The following is a 17,421-nucleotide window of genomic DNA, read 5'->3' as shown; positions in this document are numbered from 1 at the left end:
CGGGGCCCGTTCCGGTATCGGAACGGGCCCCGCCTCTTGTCTGCCGTGGTCGCCGTTAGCGAAGCCGGGCCATCAGTGCGTGTTCCACCAGCGTGATCAACGCCGACTTGGCATCCGCGCGGTGGCGGGCGTCGGTGGTGATGATCGGGGTGTCCGGGCCGATCTGCAGGGCCTCGCGGACCTCGTCGGGCTGGTAGGGCTGGTGTCCGTCGAAGCCGTTCAGGGCGATGACGAAGGGCAGCCCGGAGTTCTCGAAGTAGTCGACCGCAGGGAAGCAGTCGGCCAGGCGCCGGGTGTCGACCAGGACGACGGCGCCGATCGCGCCCCGTACGAGGTCGTCCCACATGAACCAGAACCGGTCCTGACCGGGTGTACCGAAGAGGTACAGGATCAGGTCCTGGTCCAGGGTGATACGGCCGAAGTCCATGGCGACGGTGGTCGTCGTCTTGTCCCCGGTGTGCGTGAGGTCGTCGATACCGGCGCTGGCGCTGGTCATCACGGCTTCGGTGCGCAGCGGGTTGATCTCCGAGACAGCGCCGACGAACGTGGTCTTGCCCACGCCGAAGCCGCCCGCCACCACAATCTTTGCGCTGGTGGTAGAGCGGGACGCACCGCTAGAGCTTGCGAAGTCCACTGAGCACCCTTTCGAGCAGTGTCACATCTGGCTGGCCGCCGGCGTTCTCGTCGCCGCCGGGCTGGTGGATGGCGACGAGTCCCGCCTCCGCCAGGTCGGCTACGAGGATGCGGGCTACGCCTAGGGGAATGGTGAGCAGCGCCGAGATCTCCGCTACGGACTTGATCTCCCGGCACAGATTGCAGATCCGCTGATGCTCGGGCAACTGGCCCTGCAACTGATGCGGTTCCGCGGTGGTGTGCACCAGCGCCTCGATGGCGAGCTGGTACCGCGGCCTGGTGCGTCCGCCCGTCATGGCGTACGGACGCACCAAGGGGTTGTGATTGCCGCCCGCGGGCTGCTGCCGCCCGGGGGCGCGCCGTGTGGACTGCTGCTGCACGGGTTGACCGCGCCCAGCGCCCTGCGGCGGGTAGGGCTGCTGTGTGGGCTGTGCGTAGGGCTGCCCCTGGTGGCTGGGCGCGGAGGGGAAGTTGTAGTGGTTGGGGGAGCCTTCGCCCTGCCCCTGCCCCTGTCCGTACGACCAGTTGCCCGAAGACGAACCGTCTGGGGGTGTTGCCACGTTCTCCTCCTCCGACATTGCGATCCACCATTGGAGCCGCGTCCCGAAACTTTAAAGCCACGGGGCAAGAAAACGTACTGCCCGTCTGCTAGTTGAGAAGGCTCCCCTGGAGCTCCGCGCGGAGGTCCGGTGTGAGTACCGTGCCCGCACGGTCCACCAGAAGGGCCATCTCGTACCCGATGAGGCCGATGTCCGCCTCGGGGTGGGCGAGCACGGCCAGCGAGGAGCCGTCCGAGATGGACATGAGGAAAAGGAATCCTCGCTCCATCTCCACAACAGTCTGGGTCACGCTGCCGCCCTCGAAGATCCGGGAGGCCCCGGCGGTGAGGGAGGTCAGACCGGAGGCGACCGCTGCCAGCTGGTCGGCACGGTCCCTCGGGAATCCTTCGGACATCGCGAGCAGGAGTCCGTCGGCGGAGACCACCACCGTGTGGGACACCCCGGGGGTGTTGTCCACAAAGTTGGTGATCAACCAGTTCAGATTCTGCGCCGCCTGGCTCATCGGGCTCACACTAACGCTCCTGGTTGTAGTTGCCACCAAGGCCGAAGCCCTGGCCGTTCGAGTCACTTCCTGCGTCGCGGCCCCGCTGGACGCCCCGGCGCAGGTTGCTCAGCCTGCCCCGTACGTCCTCGGGGTCGCGGGAGACCTGGGGGCCGCCCTGTGGGGTCTGTTCCGCGGTGCCCTCGACCAGGTTGGCCTTGGGTACCCGGCGCGGCAGGCCGGAGGAGGTGACCCCGCCCGCCTTGGGCTTGCGGAGCTGCTCGGCCCGCTGCCAGCGGTCGTCGTTCGCCGACTGCCATCCGCCGTCACCCGCACCGTCGCCGTTGCTCCCGGCCCCCGCGGGCGGCTCGTGGTCGGCACGCTGTTGCGGGGGAGTGTCCTGGGTGGGTCCGGGCTGCCACTGCCGACCCGTACCGGTGTGACCGCCCGCCGCGGCGGCTGAGCCACGGCGCGGAAGGCCGGCGTCGGTCAGGTCGTGGGTGGCGCTCGGTGCAGGTGCGGAAGGCGCCTGCTGGTCGAAGCCTACGCGGTCGTCGCCCCCCGCGGGAGCTCCAGGACCGGATTCCGCTTCCTGGTTGTACGTGGGCTGGTACGCGTCCTGGTAGCCGGACTGCTGCTGCCACTCTCCCTGGTGGGAGCGGTCGTCGTAGCCGTCGTACTGCTGCTGGCCGGAAGCCTGCTGGGGCGCGTGATCGTCGTAGCCGCCCTCCGCATACGCGGGCTCCTGGTAGCCGCCGGACTGCTGGTAGCCGTCGTAGCCGCCCTGCTGGCCGTCGTAGGCCGGCTGTTCGTCGTAGCCCTGCTGCTGCCCGTCGTATCCGGACTGCTGAGCGTCGTACCCGGACTGCTGCCCGTCGTACGCCTGCTGACCCTCGTACGACTGCTGACCCTCGTACGACTGCTGCTGGCCGTCGTATCCGTCGTGCTGGCCCTGCTCGTCCCGGAAGAGCGGACGGTCGGGGCCCTGCGCCTCCAGTGCCGCGCGGCGCTCCTCGCGCATCAGCGAGCGGCCCACCGGGTCCAGCTCACGTGCGTCGTCGGGCACCGAGGGGTTGTCGTCGTAGCGACTGTCGTCGAAGCCGAGCTCCGCGGCGGTGCGCAGCGGCGGGGCCGCGAACGCCTGCTGCTGCTGCGGCTGGTCCTGCTCCGGGATGATCTGCGAGACCGTGAACTCGCTGTCGGGCAGGTCGCTGCCGCCGCCACCGTGCGTGATGATGTCCGGCAGCATGACCAGCGAGGTGGTTCCGGCCTGCTCGCCCGAGGGGCGCAGCTGGACCCGGATGTCGTGCCGGCTGGCGAGGCGGCCGACCACGAACAGGCCCATGCGCTGGGAGATCGCGGCGTCCACGGTCGGCGGGTTGGCCAGCCGGTGGTTGATGTCCGCGAAGTCCTCGGCGGTCAGGCCGATGCCCTTGTCGTGGATCTCGATCATGACGCGGCCGTCGGGCAGCCGGGTCGCGGTGACCTTGACCTTGGTCTGCGGCGAGGAGAACGTGGTGGCGTTCTCCAGGAGCTCGGCCAGCAGGTGCACCAGGTCGGTCACGGCACGGCCGTGGATCTCGGCCTCGGGGACACCGGAGAGTTCGATGCGCTCGTACTGCTCCACCTCGGACGAGGCGGCGCGGAGCACGTCGACCAGCGGGACCGGCTGGTCCCAGCGGCGTCCCGGCTCCTCGCCGGAGAGGACCAGGAGGTTCTCGCCGTTGCGGCGCATACGGGTGGCCAGGTGGTCCAGGCGGAAGAGGTTCTCCAGCTGGTCCGGGTCGGCCTCGTTGTTCTCCAGGTCGGTGATCAGGGTCAGCTGGCCCTCGATCAGGGACTGGTTGCGGCGCGAGAGGTTGGTGAAGATCGCGTTGATGTTGCCGCGCAGCAGGGCCTGCTCGGCGGCGAGCCGGACGGCCTCGCGGTGCACCTGGTCGAAGGCGCGGGCGACCTCGCCGATCTCGTCCTGCGTGGTGATCGGGATCGGCTCCACACGGGTGTCGACCCGGCCGGGCTCGGTGCGCGAGAGCTGGTCGACCAGCATCGGAAGGCGCTGCTCGGCGATGCCGAAGGCGGCGGTGCGCAGGCGGCGCATGCTGGTGCTCATCTGGCGGGCCATGAGGGCGGCGATCAGGAAGGCGATCAGGACCGCGGCGACCACGGCGGCGCCGGTGATGTAGGCGTCGCGCTGGGCGTCGTCGGCGATCTGGCCGGCCTCGGTCACGGCCTTGTCGACCAGGCCGGTCTCGACCTGGCGGTAGCCCTCGAACTTGGCGGTGGACGCGGCCAGCCAGGTCTGCGGGGTGACGCCCGCGGCGGCGAGCTCCTGGCGGGTCAGCGCACCGCCGCCGATGAGGCCGATCATCTCCGACATGGACGGCGGCGGGACGAAGGTCTTGCCCGCGTCCTCGGCCTGCTTGGCGGCCTCGGCGAGCTTCTTCTTGCCCTCGTCCTCCTTCGCCTTCATCGCGGCCTTGAGGTCGGCGACGTCCCGGTCGGTGCCCGCGGAGACGAACTCGGCGATCGCGATCTCTTCCAGGTACGCGTACGAGGTGAAGGCGGTCAGCTGCTCCTTGTACTTCTTCGGGTCACTGCTCGGGCGGACCAGCAGGTGCGTACCGATGGAGCGCTGCAGCGACCCCGCGGCCTTGGCGAGCGAGACGGCGTAGACGGTGCGGCCGTAGCTGGTGATGTTGCCGGAGCCCAGGCTGAGCTCGTTGGCGAACTCCATCAGCGAGTGCTGGACCTCGACGTAGCCCTGCTCGGTGTTGACCGGGTCCATGGCGGCGACGTACGCCTGCTGGCGCAGCTTGGCGAGCTTGGACTCGTTGGTGCGGAACAGGTCGAGCCGGCGGTTGAGGCCCTTGATGTTGGGCATGTCCTCGACGACCTCGTCGAAGGTCGCCTTGGCGGCGTCGGTGTCCGCCCGGAGCTTCTTGACCTCGTCGGTGGTCCCGGCCTTGCTGAGCAGGTCGGCTGCGGAGAGGTCACGCTCGTTGAGCAGCGCCTGGCTGTAGTCCTCGGCGGCGCGCACCACGAGGGCGGTCTTCTCGGCGTCCTGGGCTTCGTGCCAGGTGTCGACCGAGCCCTTGACCTGGAAGCCGCCCATGACGACAGCGATGATCACGGGTATGAGCAGAATCGCGTTCAGCCGTACGGGCACCCGCCAGTTACGCGGCGAGAACCGGCTGCCGCTGCCGGACGAGCCGGCGCCCGCCGGGTCGGAGCCGGGTACCTCCGCGGGCGACGCCGCTGCCCGCGGCGGCGGGGTGAAGTTGCCCCGCGCCGACGGCTCGGGACTGCTCATGCTTCGCCTCACTCGACCAACAACCTCTCGGCGTCGGCACCTACGTTGTGCCGCTGTCGTCTTCTGGCCCGTACTACTGGGCAGTTCAGCGCATTCCAGCACGTCAGCCAGGGCTCCACCAAACAGTGTGAAGGACTGGTTCCAGGTGACCCATGCCTCAGATAAAACGGTCATAAAGAACGAGCCCCGCCAAAAGGCGGGGCTCTTGTGAGCACAGTGATACCGATCGACCGCGTGGGGTGTCGGAGGCTCCTGAATTCTCTGTCGAAATGTTATGAACACACGGGCGGATCGTGTCAAAGGACACAAGCCGCTCCCTGGGACGTACGGTAACTTCCGTACGCCCGCGCCTACTTGAGACGTGCCATCAGTGCGTGCTCGACCAGCGTGATCAGGCCACTCTTCGCATCGGCGCGGTGCCGGGCGTCGGTGGTGATGATCGGAGTGTCCGGGCCGATCTGCAGGGCCTCGCGGACCTCCTCCGGGTTATAGGGCTGATAACCGTCGAAGCCGTTCAGAGCGATCACGAAAGGCAGCCCGGAGTTCTCGAAGTAGTCGACCGCCGGGAAGCAGTCCGCGAGACGCCGGGTGTCGACCAGCACGACCGCGCCGATGGCACCCCGTACGAGGTCGTCCCACATGAACCAGAACCGGTCCTGACCGGGTGTACCGAAGAGGTACAGGATCAGGTCCTGGTCCAGGGTGATACGGCCGAAGTCCATGGCGACGGTGGTCGTCGTCTTGTCCCCGGTGTGCGTGAGGTCGTCGATACCGGCGNGGGGCGGTGGGTGCGGGGGGTGTGCTCTCGGGTGCCTGCTGCGGTTCGCCGCCCTGGGACCGGAACCAGTTGGTCTCCAGGGTGTCGTACAGCGGGGTACGGCCGTCGCCGGGTCCTGCGGCGGGCAGTTCCCAGGGCTCGGTGCGCCGCGGCTCTTCGGGACGCTGCTGCTGGGCGGAGCGGGGCTCCGGGGGCTGCGGTATCGCGAAGTCTGCGGTGTCCCGGGCGCCGTTGCGGGCGCCGGCGCCCATAGGGCCTTCCGGGCGCTGCGGCAGCGCGTGCGGGCGCTGGTCGGGGGCACCGGGGCCGCGCGAGGGGTCGCCCTGCTGGCGCTGCGGCTGTCCTGGCTGGCCTGCCTGTCCTGGCTGGCCCTGCTGGCCGTTCGGGCGGACCCGGGTGAACTCGGGGCGCTGCGGCAGGCCGTCGGGGCGCGGACCGTTGACGTCCGGGCGGGGGAACGGCGCCGTGGTGTCTGGCTCCTGGTGCTCGCGCGCGGTGTCCTGGCCGACCGACGGCTGGGCGTTCTCGTCGCTCCAGGCGGGCACCCGCGGCTGCGGGTTGCCACCGGGCAGCTCGGCACGCGGGCCGCCGCGCGGGGGCAGCTGGGGCTGCCGGTCGCCGCGGCCACCGGAGTTGCGGGTGTGCTGCTGCGGGGCGCCCTGGCCGCCCTGCGGGGCCTGCTGGCCGTTCGGGGCCTGGGCCGCGCCGCGGTCGCCCTGCGCGCCCTGGCCGCCCTGTGCACTCTGGCCGCCACCGAAGACGTCGGAGCGGGTCGGTATGCCGGAGCCGCCGGGCGCACCCGGGCCCTGGCCCTGGCCGGCGCGCCGCGCGCCGAAGGCGTCGCCCGGAACGGGCGGCCTGCCCTGCGGCGCGGAGTCCTGGGGACCACGCTGCTGCGGGCCGCCCTGTTGCGGACCGCCCGGCTGAAGGCCGCCCTGCTGGAGACCGGCTCGCTGGCCGGGCGCACCCGCGCCCGCGTCACGGCCGGGCAGCGCGGCCCGCGGCCCCGCTCCCGCGACCTGGCCGCGCGCCGGGGCGCCGCCGAGCAGCCCGCCGCCCCCACCGGGCCCACCGCCATGGCCACCGCGCCGGGCGGCAGCGGCACCGGCCGCGGCCTGCGCCACCGCGGGCGCACCGGACGGAGCGGGCGCGCCGCCGGGGCCACCCGGGCCCTTCTTGCCGCTCTGGGCGACATCGACGGGAAGCATGACCAGCGCGGTGGTGCCACCGGCGTCGGACGGACGCAGCTGGATACGGATGCCGTGCCGCTGCGAAAGACGGCCGACCACGAACAGACCCATGCGCCGGGACACCGAGACATCCACGGTGGGCGGCGCGGCGAGCCGCTCGTTGATCGCCGCGAGGTCCTCGGGCGAGAGGCCGATACCGGTGTCGTGGATCTCGACGAGCACGCGGCCGTCGGGCAGCGCGTGACCGGTGACCTTGACCTTGGTCTGCGGCGAGGAGAAGGAGGTGGCGTTCTCGAGCAGCTCGGCGAGCAGGTGCACGAGGTCGTTGACGACCCGTCCGGCGACCTCGGTCGTCGGTACCGAGGCCAGTTCGATGCGCTCGTACTGCTCCACCTCGGACGCGGCGGCGCGGAGCACGTCGACCAGCGGGACCGGGCGGGTCCAGCGGCGTCCCGGCTCCTCACCGGCGAGGACGAGGAGGTTCTCACCGTTACGACGCATACGCGTGGCGAGGTGGTCGAGCTTGAACAGCGAGGACAGCTGGTCCGGGTCGGCCTCGCGGGACTCCAGCTCGGAGATCAGCGAGAGCTGACGCTGGATAAGGCCCTGCGAACGCCGCGAGAGGTTGGTGAACATCGCGTTGACGTTGCCTCGCAGCAGCGCCTGCTCGGCGGCGAGGCGGACCGCCTCGCGGTGCACGTCGTCGAAGGCCGTGGCCACCTGGCCGATCTCGTCCCTGGAGTGCACACCGACCGACTCGACGGAGGTGTCGACATCCTGCGGGTCGGCCTCGGAGAGCTGCTTGACCAGCTCGGGGAGGCGTTCCTGGGCGACCTTGGTCGCGGTGTCCTGCAGGCGTCGCAGCGAGCGGATCATGGACCGGGCCACCACGAAGGCGCCGACCAGCGAGACACCGAGCACGAGCAGCAGCAGCGCACCGTTGAGCAGCGCGGACTGCTCGGACTCCTCGCGGAGCTTGCGGGCCTCCTGCTCCATGTCGTTCAGCAGCGTCTGCTCGATGAGCGACATCTGCTTCAGCTTGGTGGAGGCGGCGTCGCTCCAGTCGGGGTAGGAGCGCTTGTCCTGGCTCTTGAGCCCCTTGGGGTTCTCAAGGACCCGCTCGGCGTAGCTGTTGGCGTCCTTGATGACGGCGTTGCTGTCGTCGATCGGCTTGAGCAGCTCTTCGGGGTTGCCGCCGGTGCCCGAGTAGGACCGTTCGAAGTTCTTGCGCTCGACGGCCTCGTTGCGCCAGGCGGCCAGCGCGTAGAGCCGGTCGGAGTCGGAGAGCTTGCCGAAGGTCTCCTTGTTCTCCGGCAGCGCGGCCGCGATAACGGCACGCTGGATCGACGCGTTCTCCTTGGCGGAGGAGAAGGCCGACAGCGTACGGGTGCGCTGGATCATCTCCGGGTTGTTGGTCGCGAGGGCCATGTCCCGGGAGAGGCTGAGCAGCTGGTTGATCAGCTGGTTGTAGTTCGCGACCGTCTGCGAGGTGGGGGTGCCCTTCTTGTAGGCGTCCCGCCGGATGTCCTTGAGCGTGCGCAGCTGGGTCGAGATGTTGACGACGTTCGCGCGGATGCTGTCGACGGCCTGGTCGCCGCGCTGGTCGTCGATGTCCGACGTGCCCTCGACGAACGACTTCTGGGCGCGGTCGGTCTTGTCCCGGGGGCCCTTGACCGTGAAGTCCGAGGCGCCGACGCCGTGCGAGAGGGGGCCCGCCGACTTGTCGCGCTCGTCCTGGAGCGCGGCGGCGAGCTCGGTCGCCTGCTTGGTCATCTCGGTGAGCAGCTTCATCCGGTCCAGCTGCTCGATCTCGTCCATCGAGTCGCTGATCCGGATCACACCGAGCGAGGTGGCCACGACCACGGGCAGGGCGAGCAGCGACACCAGACGGGTGGAGATACGCCAGTTGCGCAGCGCGAGCCGGGAGCCGGTGGCGCTCGGCTCCTTGCCCTTGGCCGGAGCCTTGGCCCCGTCACCGGGCTTGCCGGGACCAGCACCGGCTCCTGTGGGGCGGTTGTCGGCCGATGCCGGGCCGGAGCCCGGGGCGTGCTGGGGCGAGGAACTGCCGGTCATGGGGCCAGTCCCACCGCGCAGCTCCGGCTCCGCCGCAGCGCTGCCATCCCTCTTGAAACGTCCCTGCACTAGCGTCGCAACCTCTGGACCAGGCGTCCCTCCGCGCAAGCGGACGAGACGGTGTCGGCGTCGAGGGGCCCAAAGGCCCCGTGGTGGTCGTGAGTGACCGGCGCATCTCCCCCTTGTCGCACCGCCACTCGGCGCTGCGTTGCGCCCTTTGCGCGCCGGTTCATACCCGCGGCGGTCCCGCGAATTCCAGCACAGCACAGGATCTCCAACAAGGCCCGGGTATCCGACCGTGACCTCTGTGACAGCACGTGAGTGCAGCGTCACGAGGTGTAGAGCGGGATCCACCACATATCGGACTTTTACTTACGAGCCGCTTACGGGTCAGGGGTGTCCCAGTCGCCATGATCAGGAGCGGAATGACGCCTTCCATGGCGGAATGTCCGTTCCGGTGAGGCGAGTTGGTGGTCCGCTTTGCCCGTTTCGCCCTCCGGCTCGTGAGCAAACTCACATGCCGATCGTAGGGAGTTCGCTGCTTTGACGGGAATTCGAATGTTTAGCCTGACGCTTTACAGCGACGGCCAGTCCGCCAACCAGCGAACCAACCAGAGACACAGGGGTCCGAACCGCCGATGAAGACGACGACGATGTTCCGCAACATAGCCAACCCGCGGCGCACCACGCTGGCGCACCTCGAGGACGCCGACGAGCTGCAGGCCGCGGCCGCACAGCCGGAGCACTCCGCCGACCTTCCGACGAACACGGCCAACCCCCGCCGGACGATCCTGATGGACGCCCCGGTCGCCGCCGTAGCGGAGTAACCCCGGGGTGGTGGCGGGGGTCATGGCGCGCGATCACCCGCCCCGCGCGCGTTAGCCTGGAGCGTCAGTCTCCAGCAGCTCCAGGCCTACCGGCCCTGGGTACGTAAGTAGAGGGGCCTCGCATTCCGTGCGCATCGCCAGGTTCTCCATCGACGGCAATGTCGCCTTCGGTGCGGTCGAGGGCAACAGCCCCGACGAGCTCGTCCTCGACATCATCAAGGGCATTCCGTTCGCCGACTTCGAGCTCTCCGGTACGAAGGTCCCGCTGAGCAAGGTCCGGCTGCTGCCGCCCGTGCTCCCCAACAAAGTCGTGGCCATCGGCCGCAACTACGCGGAGCACGCGGCAGAGCTCGGCCACGAGGTCCCCAAGGACTCCGACGCCCCCATCACCTTCTTCAAGCCGTCCACCTCGGTGATCGGCTCCGGTGACGCGATCGCGTACCCCTCCTTCTCCCAGGAGCTGCACCACGAGGCCGAACTGGCCGTGGTCATCGGCCGCATGTGCCGCGAGGTCCCGCGGGATCGCGTCAAGGACGTGATCTTCGGCTACACCTGCGCCAACGACGTCACCGCGCGCGACGTCCAAAAGCGCGAGCAGCAGTGGGCCAGGGCCAAGGGCTTCGACACCTCGTGCCCGCTCGGCCCCTGGGTCGAGACCGATCTGGACCCGGCCGACCTGGCCATCCAGTGCACGGTCAACGGCGAACAGCGCCAGCTGGGCCGTACCACCGACATGATCCGCTCCATCGAGGACCTGGTCGTCCACATCACCGAGGCCATGACACTGCTCCCGGGCGATGTCATCCTCACCGGCACCCCCGCCGGGGTCGGCCCCCTCACCGTCGGCGACGAGGTCGCCGTCACCATCGAAGGCATCGGCACTCTCACCAACAAGGTGATCAAGCGTGGCTAACGCGACCGTCCGCGTACGTTTCTGTCCCTCGCCGACCGGCAACCCCCACGTGGGTCTGGTCCGCACCGCCCTGTTCAACTGGGCCTACGCCCGCCACACCGGCGGCACCATGGTCTTCCGTATCGAGGACACCGACGCGGCCCGCGACTCCGAGGAGTCGTACCAGCAGCTTCTGGACTCGATGCGCTGGCTGGGCCTCGACTGGGACGAGGGTCCCGAGATCGGCGGCCCGCACGCCCCGTACCGCCAGTCCCAGCGCATGGACCTGTACAAGGACGTCGCGGACAAGCTCCTGGCGGGCGGCTACGCCTACCCCTGCTACTGCACCACCGAAGAGCTGGACGTCCGCCGCGAGGCCGCGCGCGCCGCGGGCAAGCCGTCCGGCTACGACGGCCAGTGCCGCTCGCTGAGCGCCGAGCAGAAGGCGGCTTACGAGGCCGAGGGCCGGACCTCGATCGTCCGCTTCCGGATGCCGGACGAGCCGATCACCTTCACCGACCTGGTACGCGGCGAGCTCACCTTCACCCCGGAGAACGTCCCGGACTTCGGCATCGTCCGGGCCAACGGCGCGCCCCTCTACACGCTCGTCAACCCCGTCGACGACGCGCTGATGGAGATCACCCACGTGCTGCGCGGCGAGGACCTGCTCTCCTCGACCCCGCGCCAGATCGCGCTCTACAAGGCGCTGATCGAGCTGGGCGTCGCCAAGGAGATCCCGGTCTTCGGCCACCTCCCCTATGTCATGGGCGAGGGCAACAAGAAGCTCTCCAAGCGCGACCCGCAGGCCTCGCTCAACCTCTACCGCGAGCGCGGCTTCCTCCCCGAGGGCCTGCTCAACTACCTCTCGCTGCTCGGCTGGTCCTTCTCCGCCGACCAGGACGTGTTCTCGGTGGCCGAGCTGATCGAGAAGTTCGACGTCGCGGACGTCAACGCCAACCCGGCCCGCTTCGACCTCAAGAAGGCCGAGGCGATCAACGCCGACCACATCCGCCGCCTGGACGTGAAGGCCTTCGCCGAGGCCTGCACCCCCTGGCTGAAGGCCCCGCACGCCAACTGGGCGCCCGAGGGCTTCGACCAGGCAGCCTGGGAGGCGATCGCCCCGCACGCCCAGACCCGCCTGCAGGTCCTGTCCGACATCACCGCCAACGTCGACTTCCTCTTCCGCAAGGAGCCGGTCGAAGACGAGGCGTCCTGGACCAAGGCCATGAAGGGCGACCCGGCGGCCCTGCTCACCACGGCCCGCGCCAAGCTGGCCGACGCCGACTGGACCAGCCCGGAGGCGCTCAAGAACGCCGTCCTGGCCGCCGGCGAGGAGCACGGCCTCAAGCTCGGCAAGGCGCAGGCCCCGGTCCGCGTCGCCGTCACCGGCCGCACGGTCGGCCTGCCCCTCTTCGAGTCCCTCGAAATCCTGGGCAAGGACCGCTCCCTGGCCCGCATCGACGCGGCCCTGGCGAAGCTGACCGCATAACGCGACAGAAGCTGACCCGCGTAACGCCACACGCGCGAAGGGACCGGAAGCCACCACGGCTTCCGGTCCCTTCGCGTACCGTCGAAGCTATGCCGGTCAAAGCGGTGGTCTGGGACATCGACGACACGATCTTCGACTACGCGCATGCCGACAGCACCGGCATCCGCGCACACCTCATCGCCGAGGGGCTGTCCGCGCGCTACGGCACCGCGCGGCAGGCGCTCAGCCACTGGAAAGAGATCACCGAGCGGCACTGGGCCCGCTTCGGCGCCGGCGAGGTCGGCTTCGACGAGCAGCGCCGCGACCGGGTACGGGACTTCGTACGGGCCCCGGGGCTGACCGACGCCGAAGCCGACGCCTGGTTCGACCGTTACCTCGGTCACTACGAGTCGGCCTGGTCGCTCTTCCCCGACACCGTGCCCGCCCTCGACGCCCTCGCCGACGACTACCGGCACGCGGTGCTCTCCAACTCCGCCGCCGACCCCCAGGAGCGCAAGCTGCGCGCCCTGGGGGTGCGGGACCGCTTCGAGGCGGTGCTGTGCGCGGCGGAGCTGGGAGTGTCCAAACCGGCCGCGGAGGCGTTCCTGGCCGCGTGCCGGGCACTGGGTCTCGCGCCCGGTGAGGTGGCCTACGTCGGGGACCAGCCGGAGATCGACGCGCGCGGTGCACGCGACGCCGGACTGTGGGGCATCTGGCTCGACCGGAGCGGCGATCGGCGTGAAGTCCCGTCAGGCGTACACCGGATCGCGAGCCTCGCCGAGCTCCCCGCGCTGTTGAGCGGCGATACCCGTTTTGGAGCGCCGTCCACCTTCGGGTAATGTTCTTCCTGCGCCGCTCGCCGGGCCGACAGGCCGGGCAGGGGGCGCAAGCCGAACAAGATCTCCTCTGGGGGTTGTGTTTTGGTGGCCTATGGTGTAATTGGCAGCACGACGGTTTCTGGTTCCGTTAGTCTAGGTTCGAGTCCTGGTAGGCCAGCTCGCAGAGCTTATCTGCAACGCCCCCGTTGTGTAGCGGCCTAGCACGCTGCCCTCTCAAGGCAGTAGCGCCGGTTCGAATCCGGTCGGGGGTACAGATCCATCCTGCGGATCACCTGGGTCGCACCCGGTGGAACGCGGTGACATCCATCCGGCTCCTGTCGGATGGGGATCGCTAGGGCCCCCGTTGTGTAGCGGCCTAGCACGCCGCCCTCTCAAGGCGGTAGCGCCGGTTCGAATCCGGTCGGGGGTACTTGCTGGTCTAGACCAGTGGGCTATGGTGTAATTGGCAACACGACGGTTTCTGGTTCCGTTGTTCTAGGTTCGAGTCCTGGTAGCCCAGCGCAGTAAAAATGCAGACAGGCCCCCGTTGTGTAGCGGCCTAGCACGCCGCCCTCTCAAGGCGGTAGCGCCGGTTCGAATCCGGTCGGGGGTACGTCACCGAAGAGGCCCTTCCCGCGTGGAAGGGCCTCTTCGCCGTTCCCGCACCCTCTCCCCGCGGACCTCATCCCCCTTGCCCGAAGCGGCGGTTGGACTCCTCCGCCTGGGCCAGCCGGCGCAGGCTCAGCAGGACGGGTTCATAGAGCACGGTCACCGCGATCGCGGCCTCGATCTGCCCGTCCGCTGACTCCTGCTCGCCCACCAACTGCAGATCGGCCTCGGCGAGTTGGTCCGCGACGCGGGCGTACGGCAGCAAATGCCGTACGTCACAGGGGTATCCGAGCCGGTGCAGCGTGGCGATCGCGCCGACCAGCATCCGGTACGCGGGCGAGGTCTCGCCCTCCTCGCGGCTGAACCCCCAGCCGACCTCCCCGAGCAGGGCGTCGGCCGCCCGCAGAGCGGGTTCGTACGAGGTGTCGGCGGCGTCCGGCTGCGGCTCGTGCGGCAGCGCCCACACGGCCGCGCCCAGGCGCAGATGAGGGTCGAGGGAGTCGTCGTCGACGGCCCCCAGGACGTCGCGCGCTTTGGCCACCGGAATCCGGCCCACCTGGATGAGTGCCCGCACCAGGCGCAGCCGGCGCAGATGGCCCTCGTCGTACTCCGCCTGTGTGGCACTGACCCGGCGGCCCGGCGGCAGCAGCCGCTCCCGCAGGTAGTACTTGATCGTTGCGGTGGAGACCCCGCTGCGCTCACTCAGTTCCGCCAGTCTCATCGCCCTTGCGCCCTTCATTGGAGAGTGCCACTATCTATACATGGATAGCGAGGCTATCCAATACCTGACGGCAAGGGGGCCCCATGAGCAGCAAGCCGATCAACCAGCGCATGACCGCGACCGCGGACGGCGACGTCGTCGTCTTCCTGATCGGGATGCGGATCAACCGTCTGCGGGCGTTGCGGAGTTGGCCGCGGACGCTGGCGGCGATGCCGCGCATGCTCCGTGAGCTGAGCCGGGACAAGGGGAGCGGGCTGCTCGGCCATCACCTGCTCGCCGGTGGGCCACGGACCTACTACGTGGTCCAGTACTGGGAGTCCAAGGAGAAGCTGCTCGCCTACGCGGCCGACCGGAGCAGGGAACACCGGCCCGCGTGGGCGGAGTTCAACCGTCGCGCGCGTGGCGCCAAGGGGGCGGTGGGCATCTGGCACGAGACCTATGTGGTCCCCGCCGGGCGCTACGAGAACGTGTACGTGAACATGCCCGCCTACGGTCTCGGTGCCGCATACGGCACAGAGCCGGGGGGGGGGGGGGGCATACGGCACAGAGCCGGTCGGCCGCCGCGGGGAGCGGGCGGCCGACCGGCTACGGGCGATCTGAGCGGAGAGATAGGGGAGTTACGAAAGTTACGGGAGGTGCGGATGGTTCGGGTGCGCCCTGTGGACGGGCAGGGCGCCTGACGGGCCCGCCGCGGCGTTGAGGCGGGCTCCGGGTGTGCGGTGCGGGTCAGCCGGTGCGGCGCAGGGCCTCGGAGAGCCTGCCCGCCGCGTCGATGATGGCCTGGGCGTGCATCCGGCCCGGATGCCGGGTCAGCCGCTCGATCGGCCCGGAGACCGATACGGCGGCGACCACGCGGTTCGACGGGCCGCGCACCGGCGCCGAGACCGAGGCCACGCCAGGCTCCCGCTCGCCGATCGACTGCGCCCAGCCACGGCGCCGTACGCCGGACAGCGCGGTCGCCGTGAAACGGGCGCCCTGGAGGCCGCGGTGCAGGCGCTCCGGCTCCTCCCAGGCCATCAGGATCTGCGCCGACGAGCCGGCCTTCATGGTCAGCGTGGAGCCGACCGGCACGGTGTCCCGCAGTCCGGACAGCCGCTCCGCCGCGGCGACACAGATGCGCATGTCGCCCTGGCGGCGGTAGAGCTGGGCGCTCTCGCCGGTCACGTCGCGGAGATGGGTCAGCACGGGGCCCGCGGTCGCCAGCAGGCGGTCCTCGCCCGCTGCCGCGGCCAGCTCGGCCAGCCGGGGGCCGAGAATGAACCGGCCCTGCATGTCCCGCGCCACCATCCGGTGGTGTTCCAGTGCCACGGCGAGGCGATGTGCCGTGGGTCTTGCGAGTCCGGTGGCCGCGACCAACCCCGCGAGGGTGGCCGGACCGGACTCCAGGGCGCTCAAGACAAGGGCCGCCTTGTCCAGAACGCCGACGCCGCTAGAGTTGTCCATGCAACGATACTCGCGTCTCACTCTGTGAAACGCAAGTTCAATTTTCCCGTGAACTTGCCACCCTGTACAGACAGCGCCCGCGAACCAACGGGCACGGCGCTGCACGCCCGGTACGAGGGGTACGGGCGTCGGCGGTCACCTCTCTAGTGGGGCCGAGACATCAATTCGGCCGAAGGGAAAGCGATGGGTAGGACACTCGCGGAAAAGGTCTGGGACGACCATGTCGTCCGGCGCGCCGAGGGCGAGCCCGACCTTCTCTTCATCGATCTGCACCTGCTGCACGAGGTCACCAGCCCCCAGGCCTTCGACGGCCTGCGGCAGGCCGGACGCCCGGTGCGGCGGCTGGATCTGACCATCGCCACCGAGGACCACAACACCCCGACCCTCGACATCGACAAGCCGATCGCGGACCCGGTCTCGCGCGCCCAGCTGGAGACGCTGCGCAAGAACTGCGCGGAGTTCGGCGTACGGCTGCACCCGCTCGGCGACGTCGAGCAGGGCGTCGTCCACGTGGTGGGCCCGCAGCTGGGCCTGACCCAGCCCGGCACCACCGTGGTCTGCGGCGACTCGCACACCTCGACGCACGGCGCCTTCGGCGCGCTGGCGTTCGGCATCGGCACCTCGCAGGTCGAGCACGTACTGGCCACCCAGACACTGCCGCTTGCCCGCCCCAAGACCATGGCCATCACGGTCGAGGGCGAACTGGGCGACGACGTCACCGCCAAGGACCTGATCCTGGCCATCATCGCCAAGATCGGCACCGGCGGCGGCCAGGGCTACATCCTCGAATACCGCGGCTCCGCCATCGAGAAGCTCTCGATGGAGGCCCGGATGACCATCTGCAACATGTCGATCGAGGCCGGCGCCCGGGCGGGCATGATCGCCCCGGACCAGACCACGTTCGACTACATCGAGGGCCGCCCGCACGCCCCGCAGGGCGCGGACTTCGACGCCGCGGTCGCGTACTGGAAGACCCTGAAGTCCGACGACGACGCCGTCTTCGACGCCGAGGTCGTCATCGACGCCGCCTCGCTCGCGCCGTTCGTCACCTGGGGCACCAACCCCGGCCAGGGCGCTCCGCTCTCGTCGTCCGTCCCCGATCCGGCTTCGTACGAAGACGCTTCGGAGCGGCTGGCGGCCGAGAAGGCCCTGGAGTACATGGGCCTTCAGGCCGGGCAGCCGCTGCGCGACATCAAGGTCGACACCGTCTTCGTCGGCTCCTGCACCAACGGCCGGATCGAGGACCTCAGGGCCGCCGCCGCGCTCGTCGAGGGCCGCAAAGTCGCCGACGGCGTACGCATGCTGGTCGTACCCGGATCGGTCCGGGTCGCCCTGCAGGCCGTCGAGGAGGGCCTGGACAAGGTCTTCACCGCCGCGGGGGCCGAATGGCGGCACGCGGGCTGCTCGATGTGTCTGGGCATGAACCCCGACCAGCTGGCGCCCGGTGAGCGTTCCGCCTCCACCTCCAACCGCAACTTCGAAGGCAGGCAGGGCAAGGGCGGCCGTACCCACCTGGTCTCGCCCCAGGTCGCCGCGGCCACCGCGGTCCTGGGCCACCTGGCATCGCCGGCCGACCTGTCCGACACCCCCGTGACCGCCGGAGCCCGATAACCATGGC

General features: G+C 69.8%; 11 protein-coding genes, 5 tRNA genes and 3 pseudogenes. 11 read left to right on the top strand and 8 right to left on the bottom strand.

Features of this window, described 5'->3' with window-relative positions; genetic code table 11:
* Positions 1–55: 55 nt before the first annotated feature.
* From U9R90_RS09365 to U9R90_RS09340, 6 genes and pseudogenes are all read right to left on the bottom strand, one after another.
* The gene (locus tag U9R90_RS09365) at positions 56–634 is read right to left on the bottom strand and encodes a GTP-binding protein (protein WP_282547261.1); all 579 of its coding nucleotides are present in this window, start codon (positions 632–634) and stop codon (positions 56–58) included.
* Positions 615–1,193: a DUF742 domain-containing protein gene (locus U9R90_RS09360; RefSeq protein WP_411055922.1), complete on the bottom strand. Its 579-nt coding sequence runs from the start codon at positions 1,191–1,193 to the stop codon at positions 615–617. The genes U9R90_RS09365 and U9R90_RS09360 overlap by 20 nt, the downstream gene beginning before the upstream one ends.
* An 88-nt stretch (positions 1,194–1,281) precedes the next feature.
* Complete coding sequence (locus U9R90_RS09355) at positions 1,282–1,695, bottom strand: roadblock/LC7 domain-containing protein (RefSeq protein ID WP_411057691.1); 414 nt, start codon at positions 1,693–1,695, stop codon at positions 1,282–1,284.
* 10 nt (positions 1,696–1,705) lie between these two features.
* Positions 1,706–4,984 carry a nitrate- and nitrite sensing domain-containing protein gene (locus tag U9R90_RS09350; protein ID WP_411055921.1) on the bottom strand — a complete coding sequence of 1,093 codons (3,279 nt, stop codon included), beginning with the start codon at positions 4,982–4,984 and terminating at the stop codon, positions 1,706–1,708.
* 350 nt (positions 4,985–5,334) lie between these two features.
* Positions 5,335–5,760: pseudogene (locus U9R90_RS09345) on the bottom strand (GTP-binding protein); the annotation flags it as partial.
* Positions 5,761–5,776: 16 nt separating this feature from the next.
* A pseudogene (locus U9R90_RS09340) lies at positions 5,777–9,094 on the bottom strand (nitrate- and nitrite sensing domain-containing protein); the annotation flags it as partial.
* A gap of 569 nt (positions 9,095–9,663) precedes the next feature.
* On the opposite strand from U9R90_RS09340, the gene U9R90_RS09335 reads away from it, so the two are divergent.
* From U9R90_RS09335 to U9R90_RS09295, 9 genes are all read left to right on the top strand, one after another.
* Positions 9,664–9,852 carry a hypothetical protein gene (locus U9R90_RS09335; protein WP_411055920.1) on the top strand — a complete coding sequence of 63 codons (189 nt, stop codon included), beginning with the start codon at positions 9,664–9,666 and terminating at the stop codon, positions 9,850–9,852.
* A 127-nt stretch (positions 9,853–9,979) separates the two neighbouring features.
* Complete coding sequence (locus tag U9R90_RS09330) at positions 9,980–10,765, top strand: fumarylacetoacetate hydrolase family protein (RefSeq protein ID WP_411055919.1); 786 nt, start codon at positions 9,980–9,982, stop codon at positions 10,763–10,765.
* On the top strand, positions 10,758–12,233 hold the full coding sequence (gene gltX / locus U9R90_RS09325) for a glutamate--tRNA ligase (protein ID WP_411055918.1): 1,476 nt from the start codon (positions 10,758–10,760) through the stop codon (positions 12,231–12,233). Before U9R90_RS09330 ends, gltX begins: the two co-directional genes overlap by 8 nt.
* A gap of 89 nt (positions 12,234–12,322) precedes the next feature.
* The gene (locus tag U9R90_RS09320; protein WP_411055917.1) at positions 12,323–13,051 is read left to right on the top strand and encodes an HAD family hydrolase; all 729 of its coding nucleotides are present in this window, start codon (positions 12,323–12,325) and stop codon (positions 13,049–13,051) included.
* A gap of 85 nt (positions 13,052–13,136) precedes the next feature.
* Positions 13,137–13,208: transfer RNA gene (locus tag U9R90_RS09315), tRNA-Gln, on the top strand.
* Positions 13,209–13,229: 21 nt separating this feature from the next.
* Positions 13,230–13,302: transfer RNA gene (locus U9R90_RS09310), tRNA-Glu, on the top strand.
* Positions 13,303–13,387: 85 nt separating this feature from the next.
* A tRNA-Glu gene (locus U9R90_RS09305) sits at positions 13,388–13,460 on the top strand.
* 18 nt (positions 13,461–13,478) lie between these two features.
* Positions 13,479–13,550 (top strand) — tRNA-Gln (locus tag U9R90_RS09300).
* A 20-nt stretch (positions 13,551–13,570) separates the two neighbouring features.
* Positions 13,571–13,643 (top strand) — tRNA-Glu (locus tag U9R90_RS09295).
* A gap of 69 nt (positions 13,644–13,712) precedes the next feature.
* On the opposite strand, the gene U9R90_RS09290 is transcribed toward U9R90_RS09295, so the two are convergent.
* Positions 13,713–14,360 carry a MerR family transcriptional regulator gene (locus U9R90_RS09290; protein ID WP_411055916.1) on the bottom strand — a complete coding sequence of 216 codons (648 nt, stop codon included), beginning with the start codon at positions 14,358–14,360 and terminating at the stop codon, positions 13,713–13,715.
* Between the two features lie 83 nt (positions 14,361–14,443).
* Between U9R90_RS09290 and U9R90_RS09285 the strand changes: the two are divergent.
* Positions 14,444–14,960: pseudogene (locus U9R90_RS09285) on the top strand (DUF4188 domain-containing protein).
* Between the two features lie 126 nt (positions 14,961–15,086).
* Here the strand turns inward: U9R90_RS09285 and ndgR are convergent.
* A complete protein-coding gene (ndgR, locus tag U9R90_RS09280; protein WP_053137572.1) occupies positions 15,087–15,803 on the bottom strand; it encodes an IclR family transcriptional regulator NdgR in 717 nt (238 codons plus the stop codon).
* Between the two features lie 183 nt (positions 15,804–15,986).
* On the opposite strand from ndgR, the gene leuC reads away from it, so the two are divergent.
* The gene (gene leuC, locus U9R90_RS09275; RefSeq protein WP_411055915.1) at positions 15,987–17,414 is read left to right on the top strand and encodes a 3-isopropylmalate dehydratase large subunit; all 1,428 of its coding nucleotides are present in this window, start codon (positions 15,987–15,989) and stop codon (positions 17,412–17,414) included.
* Positions 17,415–17,421: the final 7 nt, after the last annotated feature.

The sequence above is a fragment of the Streptomyces sp. E11-3 genome (assembly GCF_046540415.1).
In the GTDB taxonomy this organism is placed as follows: Bacteria; Actinomycetota; Actinomycetes; order Streptomycetales; family Streptomycetaceae; genus Streptomyces.
The sequence above is the reverse complement of the archived record's forward strand: the minus strand, read 5'-3'. Positions and strand labels throughout refer to the sequence as shown.